General features: G+C 54.0%; 11 protein-coding genes. 1 reads left to right on the plus strand and 10 read right to left on the minus strand.

All coding sequences use genetic code 11. The features are described from left to right. Positions 1-121: 121 nt before the first annotated feature. Entirely contained in the window at positions 122-1,225 is a 1,104-nt protein-coding gene (locus GRI39_RS04450) for a hypothetical protein (protein WP_160738434.1), read from the minus strand. A 305-nt stretch (positions 1,226-1,530) separates the two neighbouring features. Between GRI39_RS04450 and GRI39_RS04455 the strand changes: the two genes are divergently transcribed. Next, on the plus strand, positions 1,531-4,209 hold the full coding sequence (locus GRI39_RS04455; protein WP_160738435.1) for a coiled-coil domain-containing protein: 2,679 nt from the start codon (positions 1,531-1,533) through the stop codon (positions 4,207-4,209). 53 nt (positions 4,210-4,262) lie between these two features. On the opposite strand, the gene GRI39_RS04460 is transcribed toward GRI39_RS04455, so the two are convergent. The 9 genes from GRI39_RS04460 to GRI39_RS04500 are packed head-to-tail and all read right to left on the minus strand — an operon-like array spanning position 4,263 to position 13,740. Beyond that, positions 4,263-4,544 carry a DUF1467 family protein gene (locus tag GRI39_RS04460; RefSeq protein WP_160738436.1) on the minus strand — a complete coding sequence of 94 codons (282 nt, stop codon included), beginning with the start codon at positions 4,542-4,544 and terminating at the stop codon, positions 4,263-4,265. Between the two features lie 10 nt (positions 4,545-4,554). Further along, positions 4,555-6,204: a ribonuclease J gene (locus GRI39_RS04465; protein ID WP_343033284.1), complete on the minus strand. Its 1,650-nt coding sequence runs from the start codon at positions 6,202-6,204 to the stop codon at positions 4,555-4,557. Then, a complete protein-coding gene (locus GRI39_RS04470; protein ID WP_160738437.1) occupies positions 6,201-6,980 on the minus strand; it encodes a type III pantothenate kinase in 780 nt (259 codons plus the stop codon). The genes GRI39_RS04465 and GRI39_RS04470 overlap by 4 nt, the downstream gene beginning before the upstream one ends. Positions 6,981-6,982: 2 nt before the next feature. Continuing rightward, entirely contained in the window at positions 6,983-7,699 is a 717-nt protein-coding gene (locus tag GRI39_RS04475; protein ID WP_160738438.1) for a biotin--[acetyl-CoA-carboxylase] ligase, read from the minus strand. A 15-nt stretch (positions 7,700-7,714) separates the two neighbouring features. Beyond that, entirely contained in the window at positions 7,715-9,181 is a 1,467-nt protein-coding gene (nuoN, locus tag GRI39_RS04480) for an NADH-quinone oxidoreductase subunit NuoN (RefSeq protein ID WP_160738439.1), read from the minus strand. Continuing rightward, on the minus strand, positions 9,181-10,731 hold the full coding sequence (locus GRI39_RS04485) for an NADH-quinone oxidoreductase subunit M (protein WP_160738440.1): 1,551 nt from the start codon (positions 10,729-10,731) through the stop codon (positions 9,181-9,183). The genes nuoN and GRI39_RS04485 overlap by 1 nt, the downstream gene beginning before the upstream one ends. Then, positions 10,731-12,794 (minus strand): NADH-quinone oxidoreductase subunit L, encoded by a 2,064-nt coding sequence (gene nuoL, locus GRI39_RS04490; protein WP_160738441.1) that lies wholly within the window; start codon positions 12,792-12,794, stop codon positions 10,731-10,733. Before nuoL ends, GRI39_RS04485 begins: the two co-directional genes overlap by 1 nt. A 6-nt stretch (positions 12,795-12,800) precedes the next feature. Then, positions 12,801-13,106, minus strand: a complete 306-nt coding sequence (nuoK, locus tag GRI39_RS04495) for an NADH-quinone oxidoreductase subunit NuoK (protein WP_160738629.1) — start codon at positions 13,104-13,106, stop codon at positions 12,801-12,803. Positions 13,107-13,119: 13 nt separating this feature from the next. Next, the gene (locus tag GRI39_RS04500; protein WP_160738442.1) at positions 13,120-13,740 is read right to left on the minus strand and encodes an NADH-quinone oxidoreductase subunit J; all 621 of its coding nucleotides are present in this window, start codon (positions 13,738-13,740) and stop codon (positions 13,120-13,122) included. Positions 13,741-13,744 lie beyond the last annotated feature (4 nt).

A 13,744-nucleotide genomic window follows, 5' to 3' on the forward strand; every position in this document is an offset into this window, starting at 1 on the left:
ACCACAGCTTCGCCATGCGCAAGTTGCTCATCCAGAGCAGCCTTCACCGAATTGTGATTGGAATGATTCATCCATGCCTCATTTCATGAGTTCTATTAAGGCGTTAGAGTTAAAAACCTCCTTACCTTTTCCCTTCCCAAACCCGCCAGACGCAGAATAACAGGAGACTCAATGCAAGCAGCATGATGACTGCTCCAACTTGGCTCAAAAAGCTCGCAATAGTCAGTATAAGGGCAAGGATCACGCGATCATTGAGCAGCTCAACCCAAGCTGGACGACGCTTCTCCTTGGAAAGGAAGAGCAATCCAATCAGCATGATAGGTGCAAAGAGGCGTAAGCTCCAAGCCTCCTCAAGACATTGAACCATAATGACGATTAAAACGGCATCCAGTGCAATTTTCATCGGAGAAGCGAGAGGATCTTCTTTCGCAAGAACCCGCCCCATACTGTCTTTTCGGATAACAACCACCCCTTCTCGCACAGCGATCATCAGGGGGGCTGGAAGGAGTAAAGCAAAAGCCACAGTGGTGAAGCCGAACCACGCGGCTACAAAAGCCAAGGCAAACAAAGCAATCACGCCACCCGACAGATATCGGATTGTATCAATATTTTCCGACAGTTGTGAACCAAACTGCCGCAACAAGAACGATGCAATAAAGCACACCGGAGAAAAACTGCTTGAAACAGGCACCACCCTGCTCAACCACACAGGTTCAAGCACTTCGACATCAGCCTGTCGCTGCAACATCAGCCAACGGCCTTCTGCAAGCAGCTCATCGGACATAGCTTTCTCGCGAACTTGCTCCTGTAAGCCAATTCTTAAAAGAGCAGGTTGTGGATCAACATCCGCAGGCAATTCCAACAACCGCTCGACCAGATGCCCCGGAAGCATCATGGCGCCAGCCCACGCTTTGCCGCCATCAATCCTTTCAAAACCTGCTGGAACGCCTTTGTCCGCCGGGAGAGTAAGCACACCCGCTCCCTGATCAAGGCAATCAAACGGCTCCAGAGCTTCGGGCAGCAGGCCATCGGCAAGAACCACAAGCTCGTCATCGGCGTGAACATGGCCTACAATCTGGCGGGCCTCACTCAGAATGCGCAGTTTGGCGCTCCGATCCTTAGCAGATTTGGCTAGCCTTACGCATTCGGCCTGATCGCCGGGTGCCACGCATAATATTCTCTCACACCCTAACGCTAGAGCAAACTCGAGCTGACGGATGGCCACACTTCGCCCACCGAGTGATAGTGTTCCGCGCAAGACGGAAGGGGCATCATCCGATTGATGCAACAGTGATATCAGCGCGATCCGCAAGCCATGGCTCCTTATGGATATGCGCGGCTAACTAGGTCACAAGCCTTGATATGCCAAGCCGTGAGGATAAGGAATGTCACGCAATCAACATTAATCAGGCGTTAGCCAAGATACACGAAACAGCTTTATAGCGGAAGCAGACAACTTTCTGCTTTTAATCGTGGATCTGTGCGTGTCTTGGGGTTTCTCAATCGCGCGCCTGTGGTAATCTGGACAGCATGGTAAGCAGTAAGACTCTCATTTCTATCGGCTCTCAGCAGCCTGATCTGGCGCAACCCTCGCAGGACGAAAGCAGCCGGTTAAACTCTCCCGGCATCGAAAATCCTGCTTATGGACCGGAAAATGAGCATTCCGAGCTTCAGGGAGAATGGGTGGAAGACAGTTCTGTGGGGCCAGAAGATTTGCAAGGCGATGCGCGGAGATCAGCCAGAGAATGGCCTGCTAAAGTAGCAGCAATATTCGTTGTAACGGCATGGACTGCATTTTTTATCTACGCCCACCATCAAAATATGTTTGCAGGTGCATCCGCAGAAATTTGGTCCGGCTGGATTGCCTCATGGTCTGTTCCGGTCCTGCTGGTGGTTGCCCTCTGGTTGCTGGCGATGCGCAACAGTCGTCGTGAAGCCATGCGTTTCCGCGATATTGCGCGCAATTTGTCGCAGGAATCCGCCAATCTGGAAAACCGCCTTTCCACTATCAACCGGGAATTGAGCCTGGCGCGTGACTTTATCGCTGCCCAGTCTCGCGATCTTGATGCCCTCGGTCGCCTCGCCACTGATCGTATCTCCGGCCACGCTGACCGTTTGCAAGAACTGATCCGTGACAATGGTAATCAGGTCGACTCCATTGGTCAGGTAAGCCATAGAGCGCTTGATAATATGGAGAAATTGCGCGGAGACTTGCCGGTCATCGCCAATTCAGCGCGTGATGTCGCCAATCAGATCGGTCAAGTCGGGAACACAGCGCAAAGCCAGCTCGGTGAGCTTATTAACGGTTTTGAACGCCTCAACGCATTTGGCGATGCAACCCAGAAACAGGTTGGTTCTCTGCGTGAACAGGTGAACACCACCCTTGCCGGCTTTGAAGCGCAGGCTAATCAGCTGGAAGTCCAGACCCGCGCTCGCTTCGCTGCGCTCCATGAAAAGAGCAAAGATTTTCGTTCCGAACTCGATGTACGCGAAATCGAAGCATTGGCCACCATCCGCCGCCGTGCGGCTTCATTGGCTGAAGAACTGGCTGCAAAGCGCGCCGAACTGGCTAACCATGAAGAAGAAGCCCTCGCTGCATTGCGTGAACGTGGGACTGCGCTCAACGAAGAAGGTGCCCGGATTGCTCGCGATATCCGCAACGGTCAGGATGAAGCGCTCGCTCGGTGGAAGGAAGAATGCGCCGCTATCAGTGACAGGATGCAGGAAGCGTTCCGGCAGATTTCAGAGACTGACCGCCGCGCAGTGGAAAGTGCTCAAAAACGTCTTCTTTCACTCAATCAGCAAACCGCAGATTTCGACACAAGGTTGAGCGAACGGCTCGACCGGTTCGATGTGGAAGCATCCAAGCGTGCAGCACTTGCTCAGCAGCATGAAGCAGAAGCGCTCGCCGCGCTTGATGCCCGTCTCGCGACTTTTGATGCCCAGCTTATTGCTCGTCAGGAAGAGCAAGTAGATCACGTCAGCCGCCTGGTAGAACGCGGCAACGCATTGTCCGACCATGTGGCTACACTTAGCTTGCGGATGCAGGAGATTGTGGACCAAGGCGACGAAACGGGTACGCTTCTGGCCGATACTCTTGCGACGATGCGTGATCGCCTATCTGACAGTCGGGAAACGCTCCAAAGTACGGGCGTCATGGTCCAGACCATTACGAATGACAGTATACGTCTGCTCGAAATCATCCGTTCAAGCGCCGAACACAGCCGGAATGACCTTCCAGAATCCGTTACAGCAGCGGAAACACAGCTCACCCAGTTTGAAGAGCGAGTGGAAAGCCTTTCTGCAGGCCTGGGGGATGCAGGCCGCAAGGGGGCAGAAATTAGCAGTCAGGTTGAGAAAGCGCGGCTTGAAGGAATGGCTGCTCTGCAGCAGCTTGACGCATTGCATGAACGTCTGGCGGAAAAGGGCTCTGCCCATGCAACCCGCATCTCAGAATTGCGCGATGCACTCGCCGCAGCCAATAATGAAAGCACACAACTGGCGGAACGGGCGCAGACTGAACTCCAGCAAGCTATCACTGCCATGCAGGACGCTGCCCGTCAGGCACTCGCGCATCTGGAAGGTGAGAACGCCAGTGCCATCCGCTCCATTGCTGAAAAGATTGCGCAAGACAGCGGCGACAGCATCACAGAAGTTCTGCGGGAACGTTCCGAAAAAGCCATTCGCGAACTGGAGGACCTCGCCCGAAATGCGAGTGAGAAGAGCCGGGAAGCAGCAGAACATCTTGCTGATGAACTAAACCGCGTGAACGAACTGGCCGGAAATCTCGAAAGCCGGGTCGCCTATGCACGCGAGCAAGCTGAAGAACAGCTCGACAATGACTTTGCTCGCCGGATGGCGCTGATTATCGAAGCCCTGAACTCAAGCGCGATCGATATTGGCAAAGCTTTCACCAACGACGTCACCGACACGGCATGGGCCAGCTATCTGCGCGGCGACCGTGGTATCTTCACCCGTCGGGCTGTGCGCCTGCTGGACAACCCCGAAACACGACAAATCACAGAGATTTACGAAGATGATCTGCACTTCCGGGAAACCGTCAATCGCTACATTCACGATTTTGAAGCGATGCTCCGCAACGTACTTTCAACCCGCGATGGCAATTCTTTGGGTGTAACGCTGCTATCATCGGATATGGGCCGCCTCTATGTGGCGCTGGCCCAGGCGATTGATCGCTTACGGAATTGATACTTTCATTCAGCCGGTGTTCCCATCAGGATCACCGGCTGAATGCCAGTTTATCATTTAGATGAAGGTTCGGGCGGGCTGTAAAGGTTCAAATCCTCCAGCGCCAACCATTCATATTCATAATTGGCAACAAAAATGCCGCAAATAATCGCAGCCAGAACCGTGGTTCGCAACACTACCTTCCAAGGCCGGAAATTTGCCGGAGCGCTGTCAGCCTGCCCCGGTATCTTTTCCAGCCCTTGTTCTTCATGGGTACGAATGCCGATTGGCAACATCACAAAGCCGCACATCACCCATACAAGGGCATAGATCGCCAGGATCGATGTCCATTGCATGAGCGAGCCGTCAGCCTCCAGCCATTATAACGCGGGTTTGCGGCTTCTTGCCGGACCACCTCTGGGCTGCTCGGCGAGCAGCGAGACGGGCAGTTTCCATCACGCCGTCAAGATCCTTGCGGGCTGCCCCCTTCAGCTTGGCGATAGCTTTCTCGATATCCGCTTCAGCTTCTGCAATGAACTCATCATTGTCTTCATCCAAAGGGATACCGAAACCTTCGACCTTTGGCGTAAAGTCAGCATCCAGCACGACAATCAACATGCCATCGCGCGACATGCGGCGGCGCATGGTGATGGCTTCACCGTCTGCGGGGATAATGACATCACCATCCAGCACCAGGCGACCGGTTGAGACCGTAGCAATTTTGCCCGGCTTTCCCGGTGCCAACCGCACGATATCACCGTTTTTCTGGAATACAGCACTTGGAATGCCATGCTCCAGGCCAACTTTGACCTGTTCGCGCATGTGCCGAATTTCGCCATGAACGGGGACCAGAATATCAGGCCGCAACCAGCTATAGAGCGCTTCCAACTCAGGGCGTCCGGGATGGCCAGAGACATGAATTTCGCTCTGCCGGTCAGTGACCATAGTGATCCCGCGCTCAGCCAGACGGTTCTGAATGCGGCCGATAGCCAATTCATTTCCTGGTATTTGACGGCTGGAGAACAGCACAACGTCGCCTTTGCTGAGTTCGACCTGATGGTTTTCATCAGCAATGCGCGACAATGCAGCTCTGGGTTCCCCCTGCCCACCCGTCGCCATGATCAGAACTTCACCGCGCGGCAAAGACATTGCCGTATCGAAATCAACCGTTTCCGGAAAATCTTTCAGATAACCGCTTTGCTTGGCCACTTCGATAATCCGGTCAAGCGAACGCCCAGCGACACAAAGCTTCCGATTGGTTTCCTGTGCAATGTAGCCCAGCGTTTGCAGCCGCGCGACATTAGAGGCGAAAGTCGTCACCAACACCCGCTTACCGGTATGCTGTTTCACTTCTTCCAGAAGCCCGCGATAAACCGCACCTTCAGAACCCGAAGCCGTGGGGTTAAAGACATTGGTGGAATCACAGATGAGAGCCAAAACGCCCTCGTCCCCAATCGCGATAAGCTCTTCTTCCGTGGCAGGAATCCCCACCAACGGTTCTTCATCCAGCTTCCAATCGCCCGTATGGAAGATGCGGCCATGCGGCGTTTCGATGATGAGCGCATTGCCTTCTGCGATCGAATGCGCCAGCGGAACATAGGTGATGCCAAACGGCCCAATTTGGAGCGAGAGATCATCTTCTTCGATGATGTTGAGCTCAACATCATTCACAATCCCGGCTTCTTGCAGCTTCCTTCTGATCAGCTCAGCAGTGAATGGTGTCGCATAAAGCGGAACACCGAAATCTGCCGCAAAATAAGGAATAGCACCGATATGGTCTTCATGCGCATGGGTCAGAACGATCCCAAGCAGATCATCCAGACGATCTTCAATAAAATCGGGATCAGCAAAAACAAGATCGACACCGGGATATTCATTCCCGCTGAACGTCATGCCAAGATCGACCATCAGCCATTTGCCCTGACAGCCGTAGAGATTGACATTCATACCAATCTCGCCCGACCCTCCCAGTGCGAGGAAAAGAACTTCATCTTCGGGGGTGTAATTCTTTTTCACTGGGCGTTCGCCCGCGCGGCAAGAAGGGCAAGGCCTTCAATGGTCAAATCTGCGTCCACTGCGTCAAAAATCTCCGTTTTTCGGTCGAAAAGGATAGCCAAGCCACCGGTTGCCACAACCTTGGCGGGCCGACCTATCTCGGCTCGTAATCGGGCAATAAGCCCTTCCATCATTGCAACATAGCCCCAGAACAATCCGATCAACATCTGATCTTCAGTGTTCCGGCCAATCACAGAGCCAGTCCTGGGCTCCTCAATCGCGACTCGCGGCAATTTCGCGGTCTGATTAACCAGCGCATCTAGCGACAGATTGATACCGGGCGCAATGATACCGCCTTTATAAGTGCCACGAAAATCAACCACGTCGAATGTGGTAGCCGTGCCGAAATCAACAATAATCAAATCGCCTTCGTGCTTGGCATGAGCAGCCATGGCATTAACCGCGCGATCAGCACCGAGCGAGCGGGGCTCATCAACATCAATCGGGAAATCCCAGGCAGCGGCCCCTTCCCCGGCAAACAACGGAGCCACGCCAAAATATTTCTGCCCCAGAACATCAAGATTATGGCGCGCGCGCGGTACAACGGTCGAGATAATCATCTGATCGACCGACTTTGGCGAAATGCCTTCAATGTTCATCAATTGGGTTAGCCAGACGGCATATTCATCGCCCGTGCGGCGCGGATCAGTTGCGATCCGCCAGCGCGCACGGATCTGCCCATCTTCGAAAAGAGCGAACACCACGTTTGTATTGCCCATGTCGACTGCCAGAAGCATATTCAATTCCTTCCCAGCATCACGTCGCCTGCGTGAAGCGTGTGAACACCGCCATCGCCATCTTCCAGCAGCAGCGCTCCATCCTCTGCTAAACCGACGAAACGACCAAAAATTCTTGAACCATCGGTAGCATGAACCGCCAGGGGACTGCCAACAGGATGTGCGACCGAAAGCCAGCGTTTGAACAGTGGCTCCAGGCCAGTGTCACGCCATGCGGCAACTTCATTTCGGAAACTGTCAGCAAGTGAATGGGCAAACACATCGCGGTCAGGGCGGCTTCCTGTGCCGGCTATGCTGGCTATGTCACGATCAGCTATCTTGGGAGCAGACACCAGATTAACCCCAATTCCGATGACAATATTGCGCCCTCGCCCTTCAAGCAAAATGCCCGCAAGCTTGGCTCCACTCATCAGCACATCATTGGGCCATTTGAGCTGAAGCCGATCTGGCCGGTCCATGATCGGCACAAGTGCTTCATAGGCTGCCAGCGCGATGACAAAAGACAAGCTTGCTGGTGGAGGGTCAGAGGCTTGCAAAGAAATACAGGTCGACCCGAAGAAGTTGCCCGGTTCACTGAGCCAGGGCCTACCTTGTCTTCCCCGGCCAGAGGTCTGTGTATCGGTGACCAGCCAGTAATTTTCAGCAATCTCCTCACCCGCCGCGAGGCGGGCGAGGAGATCTGCATTTGTAGACCCGGTTTCGGGAATAATCTCGATCAAAGGGATCGCCGTTGCTTAGGCCGCCACGAGGAACAAAGTCGCCGCAGCCTTATCAGCAATTCCGCCCAGCCATGTTGTAAGCAAATAGCCGAGTGGGGAAATGAATGCCGTGCTGATAATCAGCAGAGCCCAATGTGCCCAATCGGACTGCCCCTTCACCACATCTGCTGGTTCGTCAAAATACATCACCTTGACGATTTTCAGATAGTAAAACGCGCCAATCACACTGGCGGCAATACCGATCGCAGCCAAAGCGACAAGATTTGCTTCAACGGCGGCCTGGAACACAACGAACTTGCCCCAGAAACCGAACAGTGGCGGAATACCAGCAAGGCTGAACATCATCATTGCAAGGCAAAGCGCCAGAGCAGGCTTTGTCCGCGACAGACCAGCAATGTCTGAAATCTTCTCGACAGGTGCGCCAGCTTCATCCTTCATCATGATGATGGCAAGGAAACTGCCGGCGGTCATCGCGATATAGATAGCGAGGTAAACCAGCATTGCGCTTGCGCCCTGAACGGTCCCGGTCACGAGACCAATCAGAATAAAGCCGACATTGTTGATCGAGCTGAACGCCATCAGACGTTTGATGTTGCTCTGCCCGATGGCACCCAGTGCGCCGACAACAATCGAAGCCAGAGCGACGAAAAGCACAATCTGGCGCCATGCGTCTGCCTGCATGCCAAAGGCATCCAGCGAAACACGCATCAACAAAGAGACCGCAGCCACCTTAGGTGCAGTGGCAAAGAAAGCCGTGACCGGGGTTGGCGAACCTTCGTAAACATCAGGCGTCCACATATGGAATGGAACGGCAGAGATCTTGAAGGCCAGACCAGCCAGAACGAACACCACAGCAAACATTGCGCCAGTGGACATATCACCCGTCAGAGCCGCACGGACAGTGCCAAAGTCGGTCGAACCGGTGAATCCATAGGTCAGGCTCATACCGAAGAGCAGGATCCCGCTCGCCAATGCGCCAAGCACGAAATATTTGATGCCAGCTTCCGCTGAACGCTCATCATTGCGCAGGAAGGCTGCCAGAACGTAAGATGCAAGGCTGTTGAGTTCGAGACCGATGTAAAGTGTCATCAGATCCGTCGCAGAAACCATCAAGCACATGCCAAGCGCAGCCAGAAGGATCAGAACCGGAAATTCCGGCATCATCGAATTGGTACGCTCAAAGAACTTGGGTGCCATCACCAGAGCAGCACCAGTAGCAGCAAAGATCAACAGCTTGGCAAAGCCGGAAAAAGCGTCAGCCGTGAAGAGGCCATTAAAAGCAACGACATCGGGGCCAGCTACGCCAGCACAGACTGTGGGTGCGACGATGAAGAAACATGCACCCAGAACGAAGCAGGCAACCACACTGATGGCCCGGCTCGCCTTATCACCTGCCCAGGCAGAAACCAAAAGCAGGACAAGGCTTGCAATCGAAAGCAGTATTTCAGGCGCAATAAGCCCAAGGGATTGCTTGAGTTCCATTAGTGTGCTCCCCCCTCAACCGCTTCGTGAGCACTGTTGGCATGATCTGCCATCGCTTCGGGGTCCCTCATTTGAAAATGTGAATCGCTGACCGGAGCCGAACGGGTAACCCGTGCTTCCAATGTCATAATGTCTTTACGCATCGGAGCAAGGAAGCTCTCAGGGTAAACGCCCATCCATAATGTGGCAGCGGCGAGCGCGCTGAGCATGATCCATTCGCGAGCATCAAGATCAAGCATCGCAGCCGCATCGGCGTTCTTCTGTTCACCAAAAACAACCCGGCGATAGAGAAAGAGCATGTAAGCTGCACCAAGGATGATGCCCGTGCCGCACACCAGCGCCGCCCATGTGGATACCTGATAAATACCGGCAAGGCTCAAAAACTCACCAACGAAGCCGGCTGTGCCCGGAAGGCCAATGCTGGCCATGGTGAAGAGCAAGAACAGCACCGCATATTTCGGCATATTGATAGCCAGACCGCCGTAGCGGCTGATTTCACGTGTGTGGAGGCGATCATAGATCACGCCAACGCACAGGAACAATGCGCCTGACACAACACCATGGCTCAACATCAGGATCATCGAACCTTCAAGGCCCTGAATATTGAATGAGAACAGGCCAACCGTCACAATCGCCATATGCGCGACCGAGGAATAGGCGATCAGCTTCTTCATATCGCTCTGCACGAGAGCGATCAGGCTGGTCACCACGACCGCGATCATGGACAGCGCCCAGACGAAGTTTGCGAAATAGGCCGATGCTTCCGGCAACATAGGCAGAGCGAAACGGATGAAACCATAGCCACCCATCTTCAGCAAGACACCGGCCAGAATAACCGAGCCTGCCGTCGGCGCCTGAACGTGGGCGTCAGGCAACCATGTGTGGACCGGCCACATAGGCATCTTGACTGCGAAGCTGGCGAAGAATGCCAACCAGAGCAAAGTCTGCGCTTTCACTGGGAAATCATAGGCCATCAGGGTCGGGATATCGGTCGTACCGGCCTGGTTCACCATCCACAACATTGCGATCAGCATCAGAACTGAGCCGAGCAAGGTGTAGAGGAAGAACTTATAGCTGGCGTAAATCCGGTTATCGCCGCCCCAGATACCGATGATGAGATACATCGGTATCAGGCTGGATTCGAAGAAGATGTAGAACAGGAACATATCCTGTGCTGCGAAGACGCCGATCATCAGCACCTCCATCAGCAGGAATGCCGCCATATATTCGCCCACGCGCTTGTTGATCGATTTCCAGCTCGCCCCAATGCAGATCGGCATCAGGAACACGGATAGAATGATGAGCATCAAGGCAATGCCATCAATCCCCAGAGCCCAATTGAAACCGGCGAACAATTCAGCGCGTTCAACGAACTGCCACTGAGCACCACCAATATCGAAATTGAGCCAAAGAATGATCCCGAGCGCGAGATCGATGAGAGTGGCGATAAGCGCGATCATCCGCGCGGCGCGAGCCTCTGCAAAGAGACAGGCAACCGCCCCGACGAGCGGCACCAGCAGCATCAGCGAAAGAATTGGAAAGTCCCCCATTAGCGCACCATTACCCAGCTAATCGCGGCAATCAGCCCGAGCAGCATGACCAGCGCATAGGAATAAAGATAACCGGACTGGATTTTCTTGGCCACGACAGCGCCGCGTTCCACAATCCAGGCCGCACCATTTGGTCCGAACCGGTCAATCAAGCCGACATCACCACGCTTCCAGAAGACGTTACCGAGCCAGAAAGCAGGGCGAACGAACAGGAAGTTGTACAGTTCGTCGAAATACCACTTGTTATACAAGAAGGCATGAACCTGACTGAACTGGGCGACGAACTTACCGGGAATAGATGTGTCCTTGATGTAGGCAAGCCAAGCAACAGCCAAACCTGCAAGCATCGCGATCGAAGCCGAAATCTTCACCCAGAATGGCACACCGTGCATTTCATGGATGAGATGTTCATTGAAAGCGATTGACCCCTTCCAGAAGCTTTCGCTTTCCACAAAGAACGGGCTGAACACATAACCAGAGAAAATGGCCCCCATCGACAAGAGGATGAGTGGGATCAGCATAACCAGACCGCTCTCATGCGGATGGTAACCGGCTGTGCCATCATCTTCATGGGGTGATGGAGCGTGATGATGAACATCATGCCCGGCATCTTCCTGAGCAGCCGGATTGGCGTGATCAGAATCGTGATGGCCGTGATGGACAGCATGCTGAATATGCTCAGACTGCGCCCAGCGCGGCTTGCCCCAGAATGTGAGGAACATCAGGCGCCAGCTATAGAAACTGGTAAGCAATGCAGCAAAGGCACCAAGCCAGAAAGCTGAACGCCCCATATCGGTGCCGCTGGCGAAAGCCGCTTCAAGGATAGCATCCTTGGAGTGATAGCCTGCAAAACCTGCATGAAGCCAGTAGATGCCAACACCAGTAATAGCGAGCGTACCTGCCATCATGGCCCAGAAGGTTACCGGGATCTTCTTACGCAAGCCCCCATAGTAACGCATATCCTGTTCGTGATGCATCGAATGGATCACCGAACCGGCACCAAGGAACAACAGAGCCTTGAAGAAGGCGTGTGTGAACAGGTGGAACATGGCCACGCCATACGCACCCACGCCTGCAGCAAAGAACATGTAACCGAGCTGCGAGCAGGTCGAATAAGCGATAACCCGCTTGATGTCCCACTGCGTTGTGCCGATCGTTGCCGCAAAGAGGCAGGTGACACCACCAATGAAGGTGACGAAAGTCATCGCGTCAGGCGCAGCCTGAAACATCGGTGACAGACGGCAAACCATGAACACGCCAGCGGTCACCATGGTTGCCGCATGGATCAGCGCCGAAACAGGTGTCGGGCCTTCCATAGCGTCCGGCAACCAAGTGTGCAGACCAAGCTGAGCAGACTTACCCATCGCCCCGATAAAGAGCAGCAGGCAAAGAATGGTCATCGTGTCGAATTGCATTCCCAGGAAGTTAAGTTTTGCGCCAGCCATGCCGGGAGCTGCAGCCAGGATTTCCGGAATGGACACTGTGCCGAAGACCAGAAACGTGCCGAAGATACCCAGCATAAAGCCAAGGTCACCCACACGGTTGACCACAAATGCCTTGATCGCAGCAGCGTTCGCGCTTGGTTTTTTGAACCAGAAACCAATCAAGAGATAGGATGCAAGGCCCACGCCTTCCCAACCGAAGAACATCTGCACCAGATTGTCCGCTGTCACCAGCATCAGCATGGCGAAGGTGAACAGGCACAGATAGGCGAAGAAGCGCGGCTGATCGGGATCTTCATCCATATAGCCCCAGCTATAAAGATGAACGAGAGCCGAAACGCTGGTAATAACCACCAGCATGATCGCAGTCAGCGTATCAACGCGCAGTGCCCAATCGAAGCTGAAGGCTCCGGAATGAACCCATTGCAGCACCGGAACCACACCGGGTTCAGCCGTGCCAGCAAGATAGCTCAGGAAAATCGGCCAGCTTAGCCCACATGAGATAAACAGCGCGCCAGTGGTGATGATCTTCGCCGGGACATTCCCGATCGACCGATTGCCGAAACCGGCAATGATCGATGCCACCAACGGCAGGAAGACAATAAGTAGGATGGTGGACATGTTCTTTTATCCCTTCATCCGGTTGACGTCATCGACAGCAATCGTGCCGCGGTCACGGAAGAAGATAACCAGAATAGCAAGACCAATAGCAGCCTCGCCTGCCGCAACGGTGAGGATAAACATCGCGAAAACCTGACCAACCAGATCGTTCAGGAAGGCGCTGAAGGCCACGAAGTTCAAATTCACCGAAAGCAGAATGAGTTCGATCGCCATCAGGATCACGATCACATTCTTCCGATTAAGGAAAATACCAAGCACGCCAAGCACGAACAGGATCGAGCTGACGACGACGTAATGTTCAATGCCGATCACAGCTTCACCCCGGTCATAGTTCAATCCCTTTGCCCACTTCGGGGCGCGTGTTGACGGTTGCATCACCGGGACGGCGACGAACCTGCTTGTTGATATTCTGATGTCCGCGCACTGTGCCACGTTCACGATGCGTCAGGACGATGGCACCGACCATCGCCACCAGCAGAACGAGCCCTGCGCTTTCGAACAGGAAGAGATAACGGCCATACAAGAGCGCGCCGATACTGCGGATATTGCTTTCACCCATCAGCGGCGTGCCAACCCCGTCGGCCGTGCCAAGATGCATCGAGCCAGCGCTGTAAGCGCCAATACCCAAGATCATCTCTGAAACCAGAATGAGCGCCAGCAATACGCCGAGTGGGAAATATTTGACGAAACCGGCACGCATTTCCGCGAAGTCGATTTCGAGCATCATCACGACGAAGAGGAACAGCACCGCAACCGCGCCAACGTAAACGATCACCAGCAACATGGCGATGAACTCGGCACCGACCAGAACCATGAGACCGGCCGCGTTAAAGAACGCGAGGATCAGCCACAGCACCGAGTGAACAGGGTTTCGCGCAGTGATGACAAGTGCCCCAGAGGCAATCACCATCGCGGCGAAGATATAAAAAGCTATCGTATGGATCATGACA

Origin of the sequence: Altericroceibacterium indicum (assembly GCF_009828105.1) — a bacterium.
Taxonomy (GTDB): domain Bacteria; phylum Pseudomonadota; class Alphaproteobacteria; order Sphingomonadales; family Sphingomonadaceae; genus Altericroceibacterium; species Altericroceibacterium indicum.

What these genes read in the sequence shown, in the direction of transcription:
- GRI39_RS04500 (WP_160738442.1), bottom strand. Translation starts at nt 13,740, where the DNA reads ATGATCCATACGATAGCTTTTTATATCTTCGCCGCGATGGTGATTGCC.
- GRI39_RS04460 (WP_160738436.1), bottom strand. Translation starts at nt 4,544, where the DNA reads ATGCAATGGACATCGATCCTGGCGATCTATGCCCTTGTATGGGTGATG.
- GRI39_RS04485 (WP_160738440.1), bottom strand. Translation starts at nt 10,731, where the DNA reads ATGGGGGACTTTCCAATTCTTTCGCTGATGCTGCTGGTGCCGCTCGTC.
- GRI39_RS04470 (WP_160738437.1), bottom strand. Translation starts at nt 6,980, where the DNA reads ATGCTTCTGGCAGTCGACATGGGCAATACAAACGTGGTGTTCGCTCTT.
- nuoL (WP_160738441.1), bottom strand. Translation starts at nt 12,794, where the DNA reads ATGTCCACCATCCTACTTATTGTCTTCCTGCCGTTGGTGGCATCGATC.
- nuoN (WP_160738439.1), bottom strand. Translation starts at nt 9,181, where the DNA reads ATGGAACTCAAGCAATCCCTTGGGCTTATTGCGCCTGAAATACTGCTT.
- GRI39_RS04455 (WP_160738435.1), top strand. Translation starts at nt 1,531, where the DNA reads ATGGTAAGCAGTAAGACTCTCATTTCTATCGGCTCTCAGCAGCCTGAT.